This is a genomic window from Brevundimonas sp. GW456-12-10-14-LB3 (genome assembly GCF_059424365.1).
Map to the genome: position 1 here is coordinate 1 of NZ_JBWKZJ010000046.1, position 21,406 is coordinate 21,406.

A 21,406-nucleotide genomic window follows, 5' to 3' on the forward strand; every position below is an offset into this window, starting at 1 on the left:
CGCCCCCGACCGCCCCCTGAGCGACCCGGCTCAGGAAGCCCGCGCCCAGGCCCTGTTCAAGGACGTGCGCTGCGTCGTCTGCCAGCACGAGGCCATCGCCGACAGTCCGGCGGGGGTGGCGGGCGACATGCGCCGGTTGATCCGCGAACAGATCGCCGCCGGCGCCTCCGATCAGGCCGTGCGTCAGGATCTGGTCCGGCGGTTCGGCGACTATGTCCTGTTCACCCCGCCGGTGCGGGTCGGAACCTGGCTGTTGTGGTTCGGCCCCTTCATCCTCGTTCTGCTGGCGGGGGCGGCTCTGGCCTTGCGCGCGCGCCGCCGCCCGGTCGAGGTCGCGCCCCTTTCGCCTGAGGAGGAGCGTCGGCTGGACGAAGTTCTCGCAAATGAGACGCTTCGCCGCGATCTGGACGCAACCTCGCCTCACGACGGGCGCTTGTCGGGATCAACCATCGAACGCTGAAATTGGCGTAACGCCCGTTCGGCCTATATCAAGAGCGAGACGGGGCGCGGCCCCGACAGAGGATCGCAAGAACAAGATGCTGAAGCGCAAAGAGTTCATTCTCGGGGCCTTGGCCGGCCTGACCCTGGCGGCGGGAGCGACGGCGGGCGGGATCGTCACCTGGCCCGGCGCCCACGCCGACCCCCAGGCCGTCAACCGGATCACCCCCGTCCCCGCCAACGGCGACCGCTTCTCGCCTCCGCCCGGCGCGCCCAACAGCTTCGCTGACATCTTCGACCAGGTCGCCCCGGCCGTCGTCCAGATCGACGTGACGGTCAAGGTGGATCAGCCCCAGGGCGGCGCCTTCCAAATCCCCGGCCTGCCGTTCCAGTTCGTCCCGCCCCAGGGCCGCAGCGACGGCGAAGACGCCGAACCCCGCACCACCCAGGGCGCCGGTTCGGGCTTCTTCATCTCGCAGGACGGTTTCATCGTCACCAACAACCACGTCGTCGCCGACGCCACCGAGATCAAGGTCAAGATGTCGGACGGCCGCGAACTGCCCGCGCGTCTGGTGGGGCGCGATGAGGCCACCGATCTGGCCGTGATCAAGGTCGATGGCGACAACTTCAAATACGTCAGCTTTGAAGAAACGGCCGAACCCCGCGTGGGCGACTGGGTGATCGCTGTGGGCAACCCCTTCGGGCTGGGCGGCACGGCGACGGCGGGGATTGTCTCTGCGAAAGCCCGCAGCTTGCCGGATGCCTCTTCAGCATACACCGATTTTCTGCAGATCGACGCCGCCATCAATCGCGGGAACTCGGGCGGGCCGACCTTTGATGTCTACGGTCGCGTTATTGGTGTCAACTCCGTCATTCTGTCTCCAACTGGCTCGTCAGTCGGCATAGGCTTCGCGATTCCGGCGGAAATCGCTAAGCAGATCACGTCGCGCTTGATGCGTGGGGAGGTGATTGAGAGAGGCTATCTCGGCGTGAAAATCAGTACGCCAACCACCGAGGAGTTGGGTGCTTTGGGGCTGAAAGCCGACCAGAAGGGCGCCCTCGTTGCTGAGGTCACCCCTGAAGGTCCGGCCGACAAGGCTGGCCTCAGGTTCAGCGATCTTGTCGTCTCGCTGAATGGCGAGGTGATTGATTCATCGACGAAGCTGACGCGCTTAGTTGGCGCGGCTAAGCCGGGAGACACGCTTCGGATGGAGGTGCTGCGTGACGGTCGCCGACAAACGATCACGGCACGATCCGGTACCCGCCCTTCTGAGACGGAACTGAACAGCGAAAACGGCCTCGGCCAAGGCGGAGCCGCTCCGAACGATCCTTCGGGAGCTTCGGCCACAGTCGAAGGTCTAAACTTGACTCCTCTCACTCCAGCCCTGCGCCAACGTCTGGGCGCGCCGGCCTCCGTCGAAGGTTTGGCGATTATGGGTGTTGAAACCGGTGTCGATGCCCGCCTTGGGCAAGGGGTCGTGATCCAGCAGGTTCAGAATACGCCCGTAAGAACCGTGGACGACTTCCGAGACGCCGTAGCTTCGGTGAAAGCGTCTGGCCGATCCGGAGCTTATCTCCTGATCTGGGTTCGGGGTCAGGGCAACGTACCCTATGTGCTGACTTTCAAAAAATAGAGCACGAAACAGCCCGCCATCATTTCTGATGGCGGGCTGTTCACTTTTAGAAATCACGCTTGAATGATCTCGTCGTCGTATAAATATACGATCTGGCAATCTAAAAACGGTGCCCCATCTGGGTAGTGATTGGTTATGCAGACCATAACCGTCCGCACGGAGGTGGGTTGGTGAGACGGAGCTGTCGGTGATGCGAGGGCGGACGAACCTATGGCTGACGACAACAAGCTTAGAGCAATCAGTGTTCTCTTCACGTTTGATCTCCCAGGTTGAATGCCAAGTGGCGCTCAGTTGGTTCGCGTTTTAGTCGTTCAGTCGTCAACTTTAAACTGTATTCCGCTTCGTCAATTTTTGTTGACCGAGGAGATGGCTGCGTCGAGCTTCCCGCCCGAAGATCGAACTGTCCAAGAACTGATCGGTAATCTGACCAAGCCGTAACTCACTGAATCGCCGCCGATGCGCTACCATCGGCGGCGATTTTGATTCCGGGAGGGGTTTCGATGCGGATTCTGGTGGTCGAGGACGACGCCGAGGCGGCGACGGCCATGGTGCGCGGCCTGACCGAGGCCGGCCATGAGGTGACCCATGCCGTGGACGGCGCCTTCGGCCTGCTGGAGTCGCAAAAGGGCGGCTATGACGTCTATGTGGTCGACCGGATGATGCCGCGTCTCGACGGCGTCGGCATGGTCGAGACGGTCAGGAAGGGCGGGGACCAGACTCCGGTCCTCTTCCTGTCGGCCCTGGGCGAAGTCGAGGACCGGGTCACCGGCCTGAAGGCCGGCGCCGACGACTATCTGGTCAAGCCCTACGCCTTCGCCGAGCTGATCGCGCGGGTCGAGGCCCTGGCGCGGCGCCGCGAGACCGGCGGGGTCCAGACCGTGCTGAAGGTCGGCGATCTGGAGATGAATCTGATCGCCCGCACGGTTCATCGCGGAACCACAGAGATCGACCTCCAACCGCGCGAGTTCCAGCTGCTGGAGTTCCTGATGCGCCACGCCGGCCAGTCGGTGACGCGCACCATGCTGCTGGAAAAGGTCTGGGAATACCATTTCGACCCCCAGACCAATGTCATCGACGTCCACATCAGCCGCCTGCGCTCCAAGATCGACAAGGGTTTCGAGCGCGCCATGCTCCAGACCGTGCGTGGGGCGGGGTATCGGTTGGAGGCGTGACGTTCGGAGTGGCGCGTGGTTAGTGGCGAGTGGCGAGAATGATTGAGGCTGGCGACCGAGCGGCGATTTATGGTCAGGCCCCGCGCAAGCCCCTGTCTGTCTCTGCGCTTGCTCGCCACTCGCCACGCGTCACTCGCCACTAACAAGCCCCATGCGCCTTCCGTCCCTCCTTCGCCGCACGCCGTTCCGGCTGACGCTGCTGTTTCTGGCCCTGTTCGTGGCGGCGGCGGGGGCGATCCTGGCCTATGTCTATTTCGCCTCGGCCTCGGAGGCCCAAGGCCGGGCCCAGGCGGAGGTGGAGGCCGAGCGGGCGGCCCTGACCGCCGTCTATCGCACCCGCGGCCTGAACGCCCTGAACCAGGCCCTGGTCGAGCGCGCCATCCGCGCCGGCCCCTATCTGTATGTGCTGAAGGGGGCGGACGGAAAGATCATCACCGCCAACATCTCCGACGTGCCCGAGGGGGTCGATACGGGCGACTGGGAGCCCTTCCGCCTGACCGACACCGACGCCGAGGGCCGGGTGCGGCGGCGCCAGTCGATCGGCATCGACACCCGGCTGGCGGGCGGCGAACATCTGTTCGTCGGGGCCGATATCGGCGACATCGAGGACTATCTGGCCCGCCTGACCCAGGCCCTGTGGGGCGCCATGGGCCTGGTGATCCTGCTGGGCCTGGCGGGCGGCCTCTACATCAGCCGCCGGGTCGAAAGCGCCATGGCCGGCCTGAACCGCGTCGTCTCAGCCGTGCAGGAGGGGGATCTGAAGGTCCGCGCCCCCATCCGCCATTCCGGCGACGAACTGGACGAACTCAGCCAGGGGCTGAACCTGATGCTGGATCGGCTGGAGGCGTCCATGGCCTCCATCCGCCATGCCGGCGACGCCATCGCCCACGACCTGCGCTCGCCCCTGACGCGGATGCGGGCCAAGCTGGAGGTGGCCTTGATCGACGCCGAGGCGGGCCGGATCGACGGGGTAGACGCCCTGGGCGTGGCCCTGGACGAGGCGGACCATCTGCTGAAGACCTTCAACACCGTGCTCGCCATCGCCCGGCTGCAATCGGGCGGGGCGCCGGACCCCCAGCGGATGGACGCCGCCGCCCTGGCCGCCGACATGGCCGAACTGTACGAACCGGCGGCCGAGGACAAGGACATCGACTTCTCGGCCGAGATCGAGACCGGCCTGATGATCGAGGGCAACCAGCCCTTCCTGGCCCAGGCCCTGGCCAATCTGATCGACAACGCCATCAAATACACGCCCTCCGGCGGGGCGGTGAAGCTGCGGGCGCGGCGGCGGTCGTCCGGCGAGATCGAATATTCGGTCACCGACACCGGCCCCGGCGTGCCGGAGGAGGATCGTGAGCGGGTGGTCCAGCGTTTCGTGCGGCTGGACAACAGCCGCACCGAACCGGGCTCGGGTCTGGGCCTGTCCCTGGTCACGGCTGTGGCCGAGGCGCACGGCGGTCGGGTGGTGCTGGATGAAGGCCCCGGCGCCTATGAAGGTTACGGGCCGGGTCTTCGCGTGGCCCTGGTCCTGCCGCCGGCCACGGCTCCCCAATAAATTCCGCTCATCCCCGCGAAAGCGGGGACCCAGGTCTTTGGGCGCGCGGACTTGTGAGAGGCGGTTCGAACGTGGTCCAACGCATGGTCGAGCGAAAGTACTGGGTCCCCGCTTTCGCGGGGATGAGCGGATGATCTGATGGCCGATACAGCAACCTCCGCACCTATCCAGCTGGGTCAGCAGATCAAGGCGGCCGGCCCTGTGGCCGATCCCGCCGCCGCCGAACGCCTGCTGGAGACCCTGGCCCAGGCCGCCGACGCCGACGGCTGGCGCGACACTCTGGACGCGGCCTGGCCGGCCCTGGCGTCCGTGGCGGGGGCCTCGCCCTATCTGGCGGGGTTGATGCGTCGCCGCCCCGCCCATCTGCGCCGCCTGCTGGAGACCAACCCAACCTCGGGCCTGATCCGCATCCTGGCCGAGACCGACGCCCTGGACGCCGAACCGGACGATGTGCGCGCGCCCCTGCGGGTGCTGAAGGCCGATCTGCACCTGCTGACGGCGCTGGCCGATCTGGGCGGAGTCTGGGACCTGGATCAGGTGACCGGCGCCCTGTCCGGCTTCGCCGACGCCGCCTGCCGCGCCGCCCTGCGCGCCGTCGCCGCCGAGCAGCGGGCGCGGGGGCGGCTGGTCTCGCCGCCCGACGATCCGCGCGGCCCCATCCCCGGCCTGTTCGGCCTGGCGATGGGCAAACATGGCGCGCACGAGCTGAACTATTCGTCCGACATCGACATCTCCCTCTTCTTCGAGCCGCGCCTGATGGGCCTGGCCCTGCGCGAGGGCGAGGAGATGCAGGACTTCGCCAATCGCGTCGGCAAGGGGATCGCCGGCCTGCTGAGCGAACGCACCGCCGACGGCTATGTCTTCCGCGTCGACCTGCGGCTGCGGCCCGATCCGTCCTCCACCCCGCCGGTGGTCGCCGCCCCCATGGCCCTGGCCTATTACGAGAGCGTCGGCCAGAACTGGGAAAGGGCGGCCTTCATCAAGGCCCGGCCCGTGCTGGGCGATCCCCGCGCCGCCGCCCGCTTCGTCAAGGCCCTGCGGCCCTTCGTCTGGCGCCGCAGCCTGGACTACGCCGCCGTTCTGGACATTCAGTCGATCAAGAAACAGATCCACGTCCACAAGACGGGCGAGGGGCTTCAGGCCGCCGGCGCCAATCTGAAACTGGGTCGGGGCGGCATCCGCGAGATCGAATTCTACGCCCAGACCCAGCAGCTGATCCTGGCGGGACGCGACCCGGACCTGAGGGCGCCGCGCACCCTGGCCGCCCTGACCGCCTTGGCCGAGGCCGACCATATTCCGACCGCGGTCGCCGAGGAGATGTCGGCCGCCTATGTCGAACTGCGCGGGCTGGAACACCGGGTCCAGATGCTGGACGACGAACAGACCCACCGCCTGCCCGAGAGCCCCCAGGCGCGCGCCGCCGTCGCCGCCCTGGCCGGCTGGGCCGATCTGGCCGCCTTCGACGCCCATGTCGAAGCGCTGCTGGGGCGGGTCAACGCCCGCTACGGCGAGCTGTTCGAAGGCGGGGAAGACCTGGATTCCAGCTACGGCAGCCTGGTCTTCACTGGGGTGGAGAACGATCCAGAGACCCTTCTGACCCTGGGCCGCATGGGGTTTTCCGAGGCGGCCTCGGTCGCCGACACCATCCGGTCCTGGCACCACGGCCGCATTCCCGCGACCCGGACCGAGCGGGGCCGCGAACTGTTCACCCGCCTGGCGCCGCGCCTGCTGGAGGCCCTGGCGCGCACGGGCGCGCCGGACGAGGCCTTTCGCCGGTTCGCCGTCTTCTTTTCGGGCCTGGCCGCCGGGGTTCAGGTTCAGGCCCTGTTCCTGAACCAGCCCAAATTGTTCGAAATGGTGCTGGGGGTCATGGCCTTCGCGCCGCGCCTGGCCCGCACCCTGGGCCGTCAGCCTGCGGCCCTGGACGGGATTCTGGACGCCCGCTTCCTGGCCGACCTGTCCGACGACACCGGCCTGGGCGAACAGATGCTGCGCGAGGCCGGCGAGGCGGAGGATTTCGAAGGGGCGATGAACGCCGTGCGGCGTCTGCACCGCGAACAGATGTTCCGCATCGGCCTGCACGCCATGACCGGGCGCGCGGGGCCCGAGGCCGCCGGCCGGGCCTATGCCGATCTGGCCGACGCCGCCATGCGCATCCTGGCCCCTGCCGCCCTGGTCGAGGCGGAACGGTTGGGCGGCGCCTTTCCCGGCGCGGTCGCCGTGGTGGCCCTGGGCAAGGCCGGGTCGCGCGAGATGACGGCCGGGTCGGACCTGGACCTGATGACCCTCTATGACGCCCCGCCCGAGGCCCTGTCCGAGGTCAAGGGCTGGACCGCCGACGTCTTCTACGCCCGTTTCACCCAGCGGCTCATCGCCGCCCTGTCGGCCCATACGGCCGAGGGCGGCCTGTATGAGGTGGACATGCGGTTGCGGCCCACCGGGTCCAAGGGCCCGGTCTCGGTGCGGCTGTCCGCCTTCGACGACTATTACGCCGCCGAGGCCGAGACCTGGGAGTTCATGGTCCTGACCCGCGCGCGCGTGGTCTGGGCCAGCGACCCGGCCTTCGCCGAGCGGGTGTCGGCGGGGATCGAGGCGGCGCTGCGGCGGCCCCGGCCGGGCGTCGATGTGGCGGCGGATGTGCGCCGGATGCGCGCCCTGATGGACCGGGAACGCCGTCCGCACGGCTTCTGGGATCTGAAACTGTCGCCCGGCGGCCAGGTGGACGCCGAGTTCGCCGCCCAGTACCGCCAGCTTCAGGCTGCGGCGGCGGGCGAGCCCTTGACCCTGTCGACGCTTCAGGCCCTCGGGCAGGACCCGATCCTGGCCGAGGCCTGGCGCATCCAGCAGCGACTGGCCCAGCTCCTGGCCGCCGCCTTCGAAGGCCGGGTCGATCCCGAGGCCGAACCGGCGGTCTTTCAGCAGCGGCTGGCCGAGGCGGCGGGGGCGCTCGACTTCGAGAGCCTGAAGACCCGGCTGACGGACCTGCGCGCCCAGGCGCGTCGGGCCTTCGAGCAGGCGGTTCCGGCCGGTCGCGACGGAGAATCGCCGGACCCGCGTTCAACCTCCTGACGGGGCGACGAAAAGGCCGTGCTTGCCACGGCCCAGGAGAAGATCGAGATGAGAACAACCTTGCTGACCGGCCTCGGCGTCATCGCCTTGGCGGGCCTGGCCGGCGCCGCCACGGCCCAGACGCCGCCCCCGGCCGCTGCGCCGACGGCGGCGCATTCGGGACCCCAAGCCGAACGCCCCCATCATCGACGCGGTGAAGCCCGTCGCGCCGGTCCGGTGACGCGGGCCGAATTCGTGGATCAGCACATCGCACGTCTGACCGCCTTGGACGCCGATCGTGACGGCGTGGTCAGCGTCGCCGAGCGCGAGGCCGCCGTTCAGGCCCGGCGCGCCCGGCACGCGGATTCGCGCTTCGCCAAGCTGGATGCGAACGGCGACGGGGCGATCAGCCGCGCAGAGTTCGAGGCCGCCCGCGCGGCGCGCGGCGAGGCCGGCGGTCGTCGCGAACGGGCGGGTCGCGGCGACGGACCTCGTCGCGGCAAGGACGGCGCCCATCGCCAGGCCGGTCCGGTGACGATTTCGGACGTCGCCGCCAAACTGGGCGAACGGTTCGACACGATGGACGCCGATCACGACGGCGTCGTCACCCCCGAGGAACGCCGTGCGGCCGCCCAGGCCCACCGCGCCGAACGGCGTCAGGCCCGCTCCGCGCAACAACCGGCTTCCCCGCCGGCCGGTTCGGCGTAAGAACAGTGTCGGGGTCGGCCGTCGCGCGCGAATCGGTCCCTTTCGTCCGGATCGAAAGAGGCAGGCTTGGTCGCGATCATCGACCCCGACGAGGATCTGGTGCGCCGCGTGGGTCAGGGCGATCCGGCGGCGGCCCAGGCGCTCGTCGCGCGCAAACTGCCGCGCATCCTGGCCTTGGCGCAGCGGATGCTGGGCGATGCGGTCGAGGCCGAGGACGTGGCTCAGGAAACGATGTTTAAGGCGTGGAAACAGGCGCCCCGGTGGACGCCGGGCCAGGCGCGGTTCGACACCTGGCTGCACCGGGTGGCGCTGAACCTCTGTTACGATCGGCTGCGGCGTCGTCGCGAGATTCCGACGCACACGCCCCCCGACCGTCCCGACGAGGGACCGGCCCCGGATCGGGGTCTGATGGCGGCCGAAACGGGCTTGCGGGTCGGACAGGCGTTGAGCCGCCTGCCGGATCGGCAGCGCGAGGCGGTGGTCCTGTGTCATTATCAGGAACTGTCCAATATCGAGGCGGCCGCCCTGATGGAGATCAGCGTCGAGGCGCTGGAAAGTCTGTTGTCGCGCGGTCGCCGCGCATTGCGTCAGTCCTTGTCGGACCTGGCGCCCCGCGCCCCGGCTGCGGCGCTGAGAGGAGAGGCGAGATGAAGGCGCAACGGTTGCACGCCCTGGCGGAGGCTTACGGCGCCGACCTGCGTCGATGGCCGGCGTCCGAACGCGCCTTCGCCGAAAGCCTGATCGCGGCTGATCCGTCGCTGAAGGCGGTGCTCGACGAGGCGGCGGCGCTGGACGCCCTGCTGGACGCCGCGCCGGCGCCGGCGCCCTCGGCCGTCCTGGTCGCGAAAGTTCTGGCCGCTGCGCCGAAAGCCCGCAGACCTCGGCTCCATCTGGACCGGATCGCCCTCTATATGGGCGCCGGCTGGGCGGCGGCGGCCTGCGCCGGGGTTGTGGCGGGGGTCGGCCTGACCAGCGAACTGACCGCCAACGAGCGGGCTGATGCGGTGCTTTATCAATCCAGCCTGACCGGGGTGGACGATACGGAGGTTCTTCGATGAGCGGACGCGGGCTGAAAATCGCCCTGGCGGTCTCTGTGGCCCTGAACCTGTTCGCCCTGGCCGGCGGGGTCGCCTTCGCCGTCAGCCGGGCCAAGGTGGACCAGCACGTCGCCGAACAGCGCCAGCCCGGTCGCGCCGGCGGCTTTCGCGCCCTGGTGGCGGAGCTGAGCCCCGAAACCCGACGCGAGGTGCGCGCCCGCATGCGCGCCGTCGCCCTGTCGGCCCGTCCCGATTTCGAGGCCGCGCGCGAGGCCCGCCGTCAGGCGGTCGAGGCCGCGCGCCAACCGCAGATGAATCCCGAGCGGGTCCAGGCCCTGCTGAATGACTCCCGCGCCGCCGAAATGCGCGGCCGCGCCCGCCTGGAAGGCGGCGCCATCGCCATTCTGGGCGCCCTGGACGTCGAGGACCGCCGCATCATGGCCGACATACTGGCGCGGAAGGGACCAGGCGCGGGCCGGGCCGATCGCCCGGCCGGCGAGGGGCCGCCGCCGCCCGAAGCCGGCGACGTCCCTCGCTGACCTCAGGCCTTGGAGGCGCGGAAGGCGGCGACAGCCTGAACCGCCTCGCGCACCGAGCTCTCGATGGCGGCCCAATCGCCGGCCTTCACCGCCGCGTCCGTCACCAGTTTGGATCCCATGCCCGCCGCCACGATTCCGGCGCCGAACCATTTGGCGATTGAGGCTTCGTCGGGATCGACCCCGCCGGTCGGCATGATCTTGACCCAGGGCATCGGCCCCTTGACCGCCTTGACGAAGTCCGGCCCGCCGACCGACGAACCAGGGAACAGTTTGACGATGTCGCAGCCCAGTTCATGCGCCTCGCCGATGTCGGTCACCGAGCCGCAGCCGGGGAAGTAGGCCACCATGCGCCGGTTGCAGACCTTGGCCACGTCGGGGACCAGGCAGGGGCTGACCACGAAACGCGCGCCCCGGTTCAGATAGAGGGCCGCCGTGCCGCTGTCGACGACCGAGCCGATGCCCAGAACCACCCAAGGATCGGTCTTGATCAGTTCGCGATTAATCTCGCCGAACAGGTCGCAGGCGAAGTCGCCGCGATTGGTGAACTCCACCACCGGCGCCCCGCCGCGCGCACAGGCGCGGATGACGTTCAGGCTGACCTCGGGATCGGGATGATAGAAGACCGGGCAGACGCCCTGGGTCTGAAGCGCCTTCAGCACGCTGACGCGATCATGGGCCATGTCTCAAATCTCCGCCTGTCCGACCCGCGCCGGAACGCCTGTGTTTCCTCAACCGGTCGCCCGGCCTTCGCGCCCTGCTTATCCCAGCCGCCGCAGAAAACGAAAGCCGCGCGGTCCGGTTCGGGGCGCTGTGGCGGAACATATTGTTTCACTGGCCGTCTTCGACGCCGCGTCCAAAACCGTTTAGGAGGCGGACCAGCAATAGGAGAGCCCCCGCCATGATGACCGCCATCTTCGTCTTCATCAAAACCGAGCTGGGCTACGCCAATGAGGTGGCCGCCGACATCGTGGACCATGTGGAGAACGTGTCGGAGGTCTATTCGACCTCGGGCCAGCACGATCTGCTGGCCAAGTTCAACCTGCCGCGCGACGCCGACATCGGGACCTTCGTGACCAAACAGGTCCAGACCCGACCGCATGTCCGCGACACCTTCACCGTCATCACCTTCTCGCCCTTCCTGCCGAAGGGGGGCTAGGATTTTCCGGCGCCGGTCTTTCGCTTGACGGCGTCCCTGCGCTCCTCCGCCTCGTCGTCCTCGCCGACCTTTTCCTCGACCGAGGCCGAGAACCGCTGGAAGGCGCCCAGGCCCACCAGCACCAGGACGGCCGCGATCAGCAGGGCGGTCGGATAGATCAGCTGGCTGACGTCCTCGCGCGCGGTCTTGAACACCACCACCAGGGCCTCCAGAAACAGGGCGATGACGATGGTGGACAGGAATTTCGTCAGGCTGCGCCGGGCCTCGGCGGCGCTGCGCCGCTCATTGCCGCGCCGCACCTCGTCCTCGAAGATGTATTTGGCCACGTCGAAGACGGCGATGGCGACGATGACATAACCCAGCACGTCCAGCACCGCCTCGGCCCCCGACTGGCCGGGGGCGCGAATGGTCTCCAGCGCGTCCTTGACGCCGAAGCCGATCAGGGCGGTGGCGGCCAAAAGCAGCAGCAGACTGGCGCCGCCGAACACCGCGCGGGTCAGATAGGTCATGGTCGGCCCCCTTGTTTCAGACCACCAACGCGCGGGCCGCCAAGCTGTTGCCTGGGCGCAAATGACCGTAGCCAATCGAAACCCATCTGCTAACCTCCCCTCCAAAGAGGAAACGCGGGGAACACGCGACATGACCGATCTGGACGCCTTCCGCACCGAAACGCGCGCCTGGCTGGAAGAGAACTGCCCGCCCGAGGTGCGCGGTCCCATGGCCTCCGAGGCGGATACGATCTGGGGCGGGCGCGACGCCGTCTTCGCCACGCCGGGGCACAGGCTCTGGCTGGAACGGATGGGCGCGCGCGGTTGGACGGCGCCGGAATGGCCCCGAGAGTACGGCGGCGGGGGCTTAAGCCGCGAAGAGGCCAAGGTGTTGGCGTCGGAGCTGCGGCGCATCAAGGCCCAGCCGGCCCTGGCCAGTTTCGGCGTCTGGATGCTGGGCCCGGCGCTTCTGGCCTTCGGGACCGAAGAACAGAAGAAGCGGTTCCTGCCCGAGATCGTGCGCGGCGAAATCCGCTGGTGCCAAGGCTATTCCGAGCCCGGCGCCGGCTCCGACTTGGCCTCGATCCAGACCAAGGCGGAGGATCGCGGCGACCACTGGATCGTCAACGGCCAGAAGATCTGGACCTCCTACGCCGACAAGGCCGACTGGATCTTCTGCCTGGTCCGCACCGATCCGGAGGCGCCCAAACATCTGGGCATCTCCTTCGTCCTGTTCGACATGAAGACGCCGGGCGTCACCACCCGGCCCATCACCCTGATCAGCGGCAAGTCCCCCTTCTGCGAAACCTTCTTCGACGACGTTCGGGTGGAGAAGGAAAACCTGGTCGGCACGCTGAACCGCGGCTGGGACGTGGCCAAATATCTGCTGGCCCATGAGCGGACCATGATCGGCGCCATGGGCGAGGTCGGCGCCGGCCGGCCCCTGGCCCAGACTGCTCTGGAGACGATCGGCGCCGACGCCGAAGGCCGGCTGGACGACCCCATGCTGCGCGCCCGGATCGCCGAGCTGGAGATCGACGCCGCCGCCTTCCGCCTGGCGATGGAGCGGGCCGGCGATCAGATGAAGGCCAAACAGGCCCATCCGGCCATCGCCTCCATGCTGAAATACTACGGCTCGGAACTGAACAAGCGCCGCCACGAACTGCGGATGGCGGCCGGCGGGATCGACGCCCTGGAATGGGAGGGCGAACGCTCGCACGGCGGCGCCGCCGCCCGCGACTGGCTGCGCACCAAGGCCAATTCCATCGAGGGCGGGACCAGCGAGATTCAGCTGAACATCATCGCCAAACACCTGCTGCAACTGCCGGGCGCCTGAGCCCATGCGCCTTCGTCATCCTCGGGCTTGACCCGAGGACCGGGGGCGCCGCCGCTGGTGCGATGAACCGGGCGCACGGCGCGCCCTACAGCCGATCCTCGGGTCAAGCCCGAGGATGACGAACCGGGTCAAGCCCGAGGATGACGAACCGGGTCAAGCCCGAGGATGAAGAAAGACGAGGGACCCCAATGCCCCTGATCCTGACCGAAGAACAGACGATGCTCCAGGACGCCGCCGACGGCTTTCTGGCTGAACACGCCCCGCTGGACCATCTGCGCAAACTGCGCGACGCGGGCGATCCGGACGGCCTGTCGCGCGACCTGTGGCGCGGCTTCGGCGAGATGGGCTTCGCCGGCGTCCTGATCCCCGAGGCGCACGGCGGCCTGGGCCTGGGCGCCGTCGAGGCGGGGGTGATCGCCGAAAGCCTGGGCCGCTCCCTGACCCCGTCCCCCTTCATGGGCTCGGCCGTCCTGTCGGCCAAGGTGCTGAGCGACGGCGGCTCAGAGGTCCAGCAGGCCTGGCTGCCCCGGATCGCGGCAGGCGAGGCCGTCCTGTCCCTGGCGATCGACGAAGGGGCCAAACACGCCCCCAGCCGCATCGCCGCGCGGGCCGAACGGTCCGGCAACGGCTTTCGCCTGACCGGCGCCAAGGCCCTGGTGCTGGACGGCCATATCGCCGACGCCCTGATCGTGGCGGCGCGGGCGGAGGAGGGGATCACCCTCTTCCTGGTCGATCCCAAGGCGGACGGGGTCGCGGTCGAACGCACCGTCATGGTCGACGCCCACAACGCCGCCCGCGTGACGCTGAGCGACGTCGAAATCGACGCCGACGCCGTGATCGGCGCCGTCGGCGGGGGCGAGGTCCTGCTGAACCCCGCCCTGGCGCTGGGGCGCGCCTGCGCCGCCTCGACCCTGACCGGCGCCGGGGACCAGGCCTTCAAGATCACGCTTGAGTATCTGCGCACCCGCAAACAGTTCGGCCGCCTGATCGGCGAGTTCCAGGCCCTGCAACACCGCGCCGCCCATCTCTATACCGAACTGGCCTTGGCCCGCGCCGCGACCCTGGCCGCACTCCAGGCCATCGACGCCGGCCGCGAAGACGCCGACCTTGCGGCCTCCATCGCCAAGGCCAAGGCCGGCCGCGCCGCCGAACTGGCGGTGCAGGAGGCGGTCCAGATGCACGGCGGCGTCGGCATGACCGACGCCTTCGACGTCGGCCTCTATATGAAGCGCGTCCGCGTCCTCAACGAACTCCTGGGCGACGCTCAGTTCCACACCGAACGGCTGGCGAGGAGCCAGGGGTTTTGAGGGGGGATCAATCCTCGTCCATCTTCAGGGCGGCGATGAAGGCTTCCTGGGGGATTTCGACCTTGCCGAACTGGCGCATCCGCTTCTTGCCGGCCTTCTGCTTCTCCAGCAGCTTCTTCTTCCGCGTCGCGTCGCCGCCGTAGCATTTGGAGGTCACGTCCTTGCGCAGGGCGCGCACGGTCTCGCGGGCGATGATCTTGCCGCCGATGGCCGCCTGGATCGGGATCTGGAACAGATGGGGCGGGATCAGCTCCTTCATCTTCTCCACCATGCCCCGGCCGCGCGTCTCGGCCCGCTGGCGGTGGACCAGCATGGACAGGGCGTCCACCGGCTCGGCGTTGACCAGGATGGACATCTTCACCAGGTCGCCGACCTTGTATTCGGTGATCTCATAGTCGAACGAGGCGTAGCCCTTGGAGATGGACTTCAGCCGGTCGTAGAAGTCGAACACCACCTCGTTCAGCGGCAGTTCGTAAACCACCATGGCGCGGCTGCCGACATAGGACAGCTCCACCTGCTGGCCGCGGCGGTCCTGGCACAGTTTGATGACGCCGCCCAGGTATTCGTCGGGGGTCAGGATGGTGGCCTTGATCCAGGGTTCGGCTATGGTGTCGATCTGCATCACGTCGGGCAGGTCGGCCGGATTGTGCAGGTCCATCTCGGAGCCGTCGCGCAGGCCGATCTTGTAGACGACCGAGGGGGCGGTGGCGATCAGGTCGAGGTTGAACTCGCGGCTCAGCCGCTCCTGGATGATCTCCAGGTGCAGCAAACCGAGGAAGCCGCAGCGGAAGCCGAAGCCCAGCGCCGCCGAGCTTTCCATCTCATAGGTGAAGGAGGCGTCGTTCAGGCGCAGCTTGCCGATGGCGGCGCGCAGGTCCTCGAAGTCGGCGGCGTCGACCGGGAACAGGCCGCAGAACACCACCGACTGGACCTCCTTGAACCCCTTCAGCGGTTCGGCCGTGGGCCGTTTCTCGTCGGTGATGGTGTCGCCGACGGCGGCGTGGGCCACTTCCTTGATCTGGGCGGTGATGAAGCCGACCTCGCCGGGGCCCAGCTGGTCCACCGCAGTGTTCTTGGGCAGGAAGACGCCGACCCGGTCGATCAGGTGGGTCGAGCCGTTGCGCATCATCTTGACCCGCATGCCGGTCTTCAGCACGCCGTCGAAGACGCGGACCAGGACGACGACGCCCAGATAGGGGTCGTACCAGGCGTCGACCAGCATGGCCTTCAGCGGGGCGTCGGGGTCGCCCTTGGGCGCCGGCAGGCGGGTGACGATGGCCTCCAGCACCTCCTCGATGCCCAGGCCCGACTTGGCCGAACATTCCACTGCGTCGGAGGCGTCCAGGCCGATGACGTCCTCGATCTGGGCCTTGACCCGTTCCGGCTCGGCGGCGGGCAGGTCGATCTTGTTCAGGACCGGGACGATCTCGTGATTGTTGTCGATGGCCTGATAGACGTTCGCCAGGGTCTGGGCCTCAACCCCCTGCGACGCATCCACCACCAGCAGCGAGCCCTCGCAAGCGGCGAGGCTGCGCGAGACCTCATAGGCGAAGTCCACGTGGCCGGGCGTGTCCATCAGGTTCAGGATATACTCCTCGCCGTCCCTGGCCTTGTAGGTCAGGCGCACGGTCTGGGCCTTGATGGTGATGCCCCGCTCCTTCTCGATCTCCATATTGTCGAGAACCTGTTCCGACATCTCGCGCGCGGTCAGCCCGCCGGTGTGCTGGATCAGGCGGTCGGACAGGGTGGACTTGCCGTGGTCGATGTGCGCGACCACGCTGAAATTCCGGATGTTCGAGATCGGAGGAGTCGTCATCCGCGCGCCCCTAACATGCGTATTCCTTTTGGACCAGCCGCCCAGGTCCGGCGGGAACGCCCCGTCGTAGATTACACCTCTGCAATGTTGCTCGTCCGGGTTTGAGGCGGAGGCGCGGACGGGGTATTAGCCAAGCACCTTCCCGACCGGCGCGAGCCGGCGATCCGCTTCGCCTGAAACCGAGGAACTCCCCCGTGTCCATGACGACCCGAACCGCTGCCGCCCTCTGCGCCGTCGCCCTGTCGGCCCTCTTGGCGAGTTGCGGCGGGGGAGGCGAGGAGAAGAAGGCCGACACGACCGCCGGCGCGCGCCAGACCGTCACGGCCGCCACGGTGGCTTCGATCAACCTCAGCCGCACCGTCAGCGCCTCGGGCTCGGTTTCGGCCTGGGAGGAGGTGCCGGTGGCGGCCGAGACCGGCGGCCTGACGGCCGTCGCCGTCTATGTGGAGGAAGGCTCCTACGTCCGTCAGGGCCAGTCCCTGGTGCAGATGAACGACGTCCTGCTGCGCGCCCAGCTGCGTCAGCAGCAGGCCCAGGTGCAGCTGGCCGAGGCCAACGTCGCCCGGGACGACGCGGCCCTGTCCCGCGCCCAGCAGCTGAAGGAGCGGGGCTTCCTCAGCCAGGCGTCCCTGGATACGGCCCTGGCCAATCAGCGCAGCTCCAGCGCCAATCTGGCGGCCGCCCGCGCCGCCCTGTCGGAAACCCAGACCCGCCTCAGCCAATCCACGATCCGCGCGCCCGTCGCCGGTCTGATCACCAGCCGCAGCGTGACCAAGGGCCAGATCATCGCCGCCGGGACCGAGCTGTTCCGCATGGTGCGCGACGGTCGGCTGGAGCTGGACGCCCAGGTGCCGGAGACCGAACTGGCCCTAGTCCGCGCCGGACAGTCGGCGACCGTGACCTCCAGCGAGGCGGCGCCCACGACCGGCACGGTGCGGATCGTCACGCCGCAAGTCGATCCGGCCACCCGCCTGGGTCTGGCCCGCATCTCTCTGGCCCCGGCGGCCCAGCTGCGTCCCGGCATGTTCGCCCGCGCCGAGATCGCCGTCGGCGACCAGCCGGCCCTGGTCGTGCCAGGGGCGGCGATCGTCTATCGCGAAGGCAAGCCGGGCGTCTATGTGATCGGCCAGGGCGAGGCGGTTCGCTTCGCTCCCGTGACCACGGGCGCGCGCACAGGCGATCAGGTGGCCGTTCAGGGCCTTCAGGCCGGCCAGCGCGTGGTGGTTCAGGGCGCCGGCTTCCTGGGCGAGGGCGACCACGTGACGGTGGCTCCCGCGACTGCGGCTCCGGCCGCCGCCGCTCCGGCCCCTGCCGGCCAAGCCGCGCGCTAAGGAACCGGACCGATGGGTTTTCAGAACATCTCGTCCTGGTCGATTCGGAATCCGATCCCGATCGTCCTCTTGTTCGTCGTCCTGACGATCGCTGGGACGATGAGCTATTTTAAGCTCCGCACCAACAACTTCCCCGACGTCGACCTGCCGGTCGTGGCCGTCACCGTGATCCAGTCCGGCGCCGCGCCGACGGAGATGGAGACCCAGGTCACGCGCCTGGTCGAGGACGCCGTGGCGGGCCTGGGTTCGGTCAAACACATCACCTCGGTGGTCAATGAGGGGGTGTCGACCACCTCGATCGAGTTCCAGCTGGGGGTGAACCTGGAGAAGGTCACCAATGACGTGCGCAACGCCGTCAGCGGCATTCGCCAGAACCTGCCTGCCGACGTTCAGGAGCCGATCGTCCAGCGCATTGAGTTCACCGCCATCCCCTTCGCCAATTTCGTCGTGCGGGCGCCGGGCATGAGCCCGGAGGAGCTGAGCTGGTTCGTCGACAATACGGTGGCCAAACGCCTGCTGTCGGTGCGCGGCGTCAGCCAGATCAGCCGCGACGGCGGCGTCAGCCGCGAAATCCGCATCAAGCTGGACCCGGCGCGCCTCGCCGCCTCGGGCGTGACGGCGGCCCAGGTGTCGAACCAGCTGCGCGCCTCCAACATCAACCTGCCCGGCGGGCGCGGCGAGATCGCCGGCGAAGAACAGGCCATCCGCACCGTCGGCTCGGCCCAGTCGGTCGAACAGCTGCGCGAGACCCTGATTCCGATCGGCAGCCGCAGCGTGCGCCTGGGTGACCTGGGCGAGGTGACGGACGAATGGTCCGAACCCCGCGGCCGCGCCCGGTTCAACGGCCAGGAGGTGGTCGGCTTCGGCGTCTCGCGCGCCATCGGCTCGTCCGAGGTGGACGTCTATGACCGGGTCAAGGCCGAACTGGCCAAGCTGGACGCCGAACGCGCGGATGTGACCTTCGAAGAGGTCGCCAACACCACTGAAGACGTCGTCAACAACTTCCACGCCTCGGTCGAGACCCTGGTGCTGGGCGCCCTTCTGGCCATCGCCGTGGTCTTCATCTTCCTGCGGGACTGGCGGGCGACCCTGATTGCGGCGGTCGCCATGCCGCTGTCGCTGATCCCGACCTTCTGGGTCATGGATCTGACCAATCAGTCGCTGAACGTCGTGACCCTGCTGGCCCTGTCCCTGACGATCGGCATCCTGGTCGATGACGCCATCGTGGAGATCGAAAACATCGTCCGGCACATCCGCGACGGCAAGCCGCCCTATCCGGCGGCGATCGAGGCGGCGGACGAGATCGGCCTGGCGGTCATGGCCACGACGGCGACCCTGGTGGCGGTCTTCGCCCCGACCGGCTTCATGCCGGGCATCGTGGGCCAGTTCTTCAAGAGCTTCGCCATCGCCACCTGCGTCAGCGTGCTGTTCTCCCTATTGGTGGCGCGGACCCTGACGCCCCTGATGGGCGCCTATCTGCTGAAGCGCGACCAGGGCAAGGAACACGGCGATCCCTTCTGGATGGGACCCTATCTGAAGGCCCTGAACTGGGCGCTCGGCGACGACTGGCGCAAACGCCGGGCCGAGCATCATCCGCAGGCCGGCTGGTTCCGCCGCAAGGTGGCGGACCGGGTGTTCGATCACCGCGTCTGGGTGCTGGGCATGGGCGTGCTGTTCTTCTTCCTGTCCATCTTCATGGCGACGCGCCTGCCGGGGGAATTCATTCCGGTGGAGGACATTTCCCGCTCCACCATCACCGTTCAGTTCCCGCCCGGCACGACCCTGTCCGAGACGGACGCGGCCGTGCAGCGGATCAATCGCGAACTGATGAAGCGGCCGGAGGTCAAGTCGGTCTATTCCTCCATCGGCTCGGCGACCACCAGCTTCGGGCCCGGCGGCGGCGGATCATCGGGCGAGGTGCGCAGCGCCAATCTGACCGTCAATCTGGTCGGACGCTGGGACCGCAAGCTGAGCCAGCAGGAGTTTGAGCGCGACATGGGGCCGACCCTGCGTCAGGTGCCGGGCGCCCGCGTCCAGTTCGGCTCTTCGGGCGGGGGCGGGGGCTCCAGCCTGCTGACCATCGCCCTGGTCGGCGACGATCCCGACGTCCTAGAGCCGGCGGCCGCCAAGGTAGAGCGGGAGATGCGCAACATCTCCGGCCTGTCGAACGTCGTCTCCTCCGCCTCGCTCGTGCGGCCCGAAATCCTGGTCACGCCGCGCGCGGACGTCGCCGCCCTGCAAGGGGTGTCCACCCAGGACATCAGCCAGGTCGCCCGCGTCGCCACCCTGGGCGACGCCGATCAGCTGCTGGCCAAGTTCAACCTGGGCGACCGTCAGGTGCCGATCCGCGTCATGCTGAAGGAGGACGCCCGCTCGGACCTGGGAGTGCTGGAGACTCTGCGCGTGCCCACCGCCTCGGGCGCCACCGTGCCCCTGTCGGCGGTGGCCGACATCACCTTCGGCGCCGGGCCGAACCAGATCAACCGTCTGGACCGACTGCGCGTCGCCAACATCACCGCCGAGCTGAGCGGCCTGACGCTCAGCCAGGCGACCGAGGCGGTGAACGCCCTGCCTTCGATCAAGACCCTGCCCCAGGGCGTCAGCCAACAGCCGTCCGGCGACGCCGAAAGCTTCCAGGAGCTGGGCACGGGCTTCGCCTTCGCCATCATCACCGGCATCCTGCTGATGTATGTCGTGCTGGTCCTGCTGTTCAAAAGCTTCTTCCACCCGATCACCATCCTGGCGGCGCTACCGGTGTCGTTCGGCGGCGCCTTCTTCCTGCTGCTGGTGACGGGCAAATCCCTGTCCATGCCGGCCCTGATCGGCATCATCATGCTGACCGGGATCGCGGCCAAGAACTCCATCCTGCTGGTCGACTACGCCATCATGGCGATGGAGAAGGGGATGAACCGCCACGACGCCCTGATGGACGCGGCCCACAAGCGGGCGCGGCCGATCATCATGACGACCATGGCCATGGGCCTGGGCATGCTGCCGATCGCCGCCGCGTTCGGGGAAGGCACCGCCTTCCGCTCGCCGATGGCCATCGCCGTGATCGGGGGGCTGATCACCTCCACCGCCCTGTCGCTGCTGTTCGTACCGGTGGTCTTCAGCCTGATCGACGGCCTGAAGCGTCGCATGGAAAGCCGGTTGAGCCGTCTGACCCACGGGCAGCATGGGCATGAGGAGCCGGCGGCGGAGGATCGGATCGGCTGATCTACGTTCCTCGTGAGACGATGAGGCCCGGCCGGAGAGATTCTCCGGCCGGGCCTTCTTCTGGCGATGGTGAAGGGCTGGCGTGGCGGGAGGCGGCGAACCGGACGCGGAATCGGCGAACGTCCGCTATGGGTGGAAAGCGGACGCGGATCAACGCAAGCGACGAACCAGCTTGTGACCCAAATAGAAGAACCCCGACTGGCCAGCGAACACAGCCGCTCCCAAGAGCAACCACAGGGGACTCCCGTCACGCTGAACGCCGGGGATGAGGCTCGCGACAAAGCCGAGAAGGCAAAGGGCGGCACCTATTACGCCGAGAACGCTACCCCACTTTAGCGCCGTTCCCGAGCCGTTCATGGGCCGGAGGCGCAACTTTAGCTTCGACTTTGGGTCGTCGTAGTCCGGTGCTGACATGGTGATCCCCGCTCGCGAGAAACTCGCATCTCATGCCAACGTCTGCAACGGGTCGGATTGCGAAATTGCCGCCGGCTCCTAAACCCGACCTTCCCCGCTCGCGGGGCGGCAGGCATAGCCTCGGCCGCCCCCCCCCCGGGGGGGGGGGGGGGGGGGGGGGGGGGGGGGGGGGGGGGGGGGGGGGGGGGGGGGGGGGGGGGGGGGGGGGGGG

Annotated in this window: 17 protein-coding genes; 14 read left to right on the forward strand and 3 right to left on the reverse strand. The window is 68.3% G+C overall.

The features are described from left to right. The 9 genes from AC07XS_RS14280 to AC07XS_RS14320 form a co-directional block, all read left to right on the forward strand. The coding region (locus AC07XS_RS14280; protein WP_182714965.1) for a cytochrome c-type biogenesis protein at positions 1-460 on the forward strand (460 nt) is incomplete at its 5' end. Positions 461-536: 76 nt separating this feature from the next. Further along, on the forward strand, positions 537-2,072 hold the full coding sequence (locus tag AC07XS_RS14285; protein ID WP_152950984.1) for a trypsin-like peptidase domain-containing protein: 1,536 nt from the start codon (positions 537-539) through the stop codon (positions 2,070-2,072). A gap of 500 nt (positions 2,073-2,572) precedes the next feature. After that, positions 2,573-3,244, forward strand: coding sequence for a response regulator transcription factor (locus tag AC07XS_RS14290; RefSeq protein WP_182714964.1), 672 nt, complete (start codon positions 2,573-2,575; stop codon positions 3,242-3,244). Between the two features lie 151 nt (positions 3,245-3,395). Next, positions 3,396-4,799, forward strand: a complete 1,404-nt coding sequence (locus AC07XS_RS14295) for a sensor histidine kinase (protein WP_182714963.1) — start codon at positions 3,396-3,398, stop codon at positions 4,797-4,799. Between the two features lie 138 nt (positions 4,800-4,937). Continuing rightward, positions 4,938-7,868 carry a bifunctional [glutamine synthetase] adenylyltransferase/[glutamine synthetase]-adenylyl-L-tyrosine phosphorylase gene (locus AC07XS_RS14300; protein WP_182714962.1) on the forward strand — a complete coding sequence of 977 codons (2,931 nt, stop codon included), beginning with the start codon at positions 4,938-4,940 and terminating at the stop codon, positions 7,866-7,868. 48 nt (positions 7,869-7,916) lie between these two features. Then, on the forward strand, positions 7,917-8,555 hold the full coding sequence (locus tag AC07XS_RS14305; protein WP_182714961.1) for an EF-hand domain-containing protein: 639 nt from the start codon (positions 7,917-7,919) through the stop codon (positions 8,553-8,555). Positions 8,556-8,621: 66 nt separating this feature from the next. After that, on the forward strand, positions 8,622-9,206 hold the full coding sequence (locus AC07XS_RS14310; RefSeq protein ID WP_054766676.1) for an RNA polymerase sigma factor: 585 nt from the start codon (positions 8,622-8,624) through the stop codon (positions 9,204-9,206). Continuing rightward, positions 9,203-9,613, forward strand: coding sequence for a hypothetical protein (locus tag AC07XS_RS14315; RefSeq protein WP_182714960.1), 411 nt, complete (start codon positions 9,203-9,205; stop codon positions 9,611-9,613). Before AC07XS_RS14310 ends, AC07XS_RS14315 begins: the two co-directional genes overlap by 4 nt. Next, positions 9,610-10,131 carry a periplasmic heavy metal sensor gene (locus tag AC07XS_RS14320; protein WP_152950979.1) on the forward strand — a complete coding sequence of 174 codons (522 nt, stop codon included), beginning with the start codon at positions 9,610-9,612 and terminating at the stop codon, positions 10,129-10,131. The genes AC07XS_RS14315 and AC07XS_RS14320 overlap by 4 nt, the downstream gene beginning before the upstream one ends. A 2-nt stretch (positions 10,132-10,133) precedes the next feature. On the opposite strand, the gene AC07XS_RS14325 is transcribed toward AC07XS_RS14320, so the two are convergent. Further along, a complete protein-coding gene (locus AC07XS_RS14325) occupies positions 10,134-10,811 on the reverse strand; it encodes a bifunctional 4-hydroxy-2-oxoglutarate aldolase/2-dehydro-3-deoxy-phosphogluconate aldolase (protein ID WP_054766673.1) in 678 nt (225 codons plus the stop codon). Between the two features lie 218 nt (positions 10,812-11,029). Here AC07XS_RS14325 and AC07XS_RS14330 point away from each other — a divergent pair, with 218 nt between their 5' ends. Continuing rightward, positions 11,030-11,287, forward strand: a complete 258-nt coding sequence (locus tag AC07XS_RS14330; protein ID WP_152950978.1) for an Lrp/AsnC ligand binding domain-containing protein — start codon at positions 11,030-11,032, stop codon at positions 11,285-11,287. Here the strand turns inward: AC07XS_RS14330 and AC07XS_RS14335 are convergent. Next, a complete protein-coding gene (locus AC07XS_RS14335; RefSeq protein ID WP_152950977.1) occupies positions 11,284-11,796 on the reverse strand; it encodes a GNAT family acetyltransferase in 513 nt (170 codons plus the stop codon). The genes AC07XS_RS14330 and AC07XS_RS14335 overlap by 4 nt on opposite strands. A gap of 130 nt (positions 11,797-11,926) precedes the next feature. Between AC07XS_RS14335 and AC07XS_RS14340 the strand changes: the two genes are divergently transcribed. Next, on the forward strand, positions 11,927-13,111 hold the full coding sequence (locus AC07XS_RS14340) for an acyl-CoA dehydrogenase family protein (RefSeq protein WP_152950976.1): 1,185 nt from the start codon (positions 11,927-11,929) through the stop codon (positions 13,109-13,111). A gap of 188 nt (positions 13,112-13,299) precedes the next feature. After that, positions 13,300-14,418: an acyl-CoA dehydrogenase family protein gene (locus AC07XS_RS14345; RefSeq protein WP_182714959.1), complete on the forward strand. Its 1,119-nt coding sequence runs from the start codon at positions 13,300-13,302 to the stop codon at positions 14,416-14,418. 7 nt (positions 14,419-14,425) lie between these two features. On the opposite strand, the gene lepA is transcribed toward AC07XS_RS14345, so the two are convergent. Next, complete coding sequence (gene lepA, locus AC07XS_RS14350; protein WP_182714958.1) at positions 14,426-16,234, reverse strand: translation elongation factor 4; 1,809 nt, start codon at positions 16,232-16,234, stop codon at positions 14,426-14,428. A gap of 200 nt (positions 16,235-16,434) precedes the next feature. Between lepA and AC07XS_RS14355 the strand changes: the two genes are divergently transcribed. Beyond that, positions 16,435-17,565 (forward strand): efflux RND transporter periplasmic adaptor subunit, encoded by a 1,131-nt coding sequence (locus tag AC07XS_RS14355; RefSeq protein ID WP_182714966.1) that lies wholly within the window; start codon positions 16,435-16,437, stop codon positions 17,563-17,565. Positions 17,566-17,577: 12 nt separating this feature from the next. Next, positions 17,578-20,781: an efflux RND transporter permease subunit gene (locus tag AC07XS_RS14360; protein WP_182714957.1), complete on the forward strand. Its 3,204-nt coding sequence runs from the start codon at positions 17,578-17,580 to the stop codon at positions 20,779-20,781. The last annotated feature ends 625 nt before the right edge of the window (positions 20,782-21,406 follow it).

What these genes read in the sequence shown, in the direction of transcription:
- AC07XS_RS14315 (WP_182714960.1), top strand. Translation starts at nt 9,203, where the DNA reads ATGAAGGCGCAACGGTTGCACGCCCTGGCGGAGGCTTACGGCGCCGAC.
- AC07XS_RS14320 (WP_152950979.1), top strand. Translation starts at nt 9,610, where the DNA reads ATGAGCGGACGCGGGCTGAAAATCGCCCTGGCGGTCTCTGTGGCCCTG.
- AC07XS_RS14325 (WP_054766673.1), bottom strand. Translation starts at nt 10,811, where the DNA reads ATGGCCCATGATCGCGTCAGCGTGCTGAAGGCGCTTCAGACCCAGGGC.
- AC07XS_RS14295 (WP_182714963.1), top strand. Translation starts at nt 3,396, where the DNA reads ATGCGCCTTCCGTCCCTCCTTCGCCGCACGCCGTTCCGGCTGACGCTG.
- AC07XS_RS14335 (WP_152950977.1), bottom strand. Translation starts at nt 11,796, where the DNA reads ATGACCTATCTGACCCGCGCGGTGTTCGGCGGCGCCAGTCTGCTGCTG.
- AC07XS_RS14360 (WP_182714957.1), top strand. Translation starts at nt 17,578, where the DNA reads ATGGGTTTTCAGAACATCTCGTCCTGGTCGATTCGGAATCCGATCCCG.
- AC07XS_RS14300 (WP_182714962.1), top strand. Translation starts at nt 4,938, where the DNA reads ATGGCCGATACAGCAACCTCCGCACCTATCCAGCTGGGTCAGCAGATC.
- AC07XS_RS14345 (WP_182714959.1), top strand. Translation starts at nt 13,300, where the DNA reads ATGCCCCTGATCCTGACCGAAGAACAGACGATGCTCCAGGACGCCGCC.
- AC07XS_RS14305 (WP_182714961.1), top strand. Translation starts at nt 7,917, where the DNA reads ATGAGAACAACCTTGCTGACCGGCCTCGGCGTCATCGCCTTGGCGGGC.
- AC07XS_RS14355 (WP_182714966.1), top strand. Translation starts at nt 16,435, where the DNA reads ATGACGACCCGAACCGCTGCCGCCCTCTGCGCCGTCGCCCTGTCGGCC.
- AC07XS_RS14330 (WP_152950978.1), top strand. Translation starts at nt 11,030, where the DNA reads ATGATGACCGCCATCTTCGTCTTCATCAAAACCGAGCTGGGCTACGCC.
- AC07XS_RS14285 (WP_152950984.1), top strand. Translation starts at nt 537, where the DNA reads ATGCTGAAGCGCAAAGAGTTCATTCTCGGGGCCTTGGCCGGCCTGACC.
- lepA (WP_182714958.1), bottom strand. Translation starts at nt 16,234, where the DNA reads ATGACGACTCCTCCGATCTCGAACATCCGGAATTTCAGCGTGGTCGCG.
- AC07XS_RS14340 (WP_152950976.1), top strand. Translation starts at nt 11,927, where the DNA reads ATGACCGATCTGGACGCCTTCCGCACCGAAACGCGCGCCTGGCTGGAA.
- AC07XS_RS14290 (WP_182714964.1), top strand. Translation starts at nt 2,573, where the DNA reads ATGCGGATTCTGGTGGTCGAGGACGACGCCGAGGCGGCGACGGCCATG.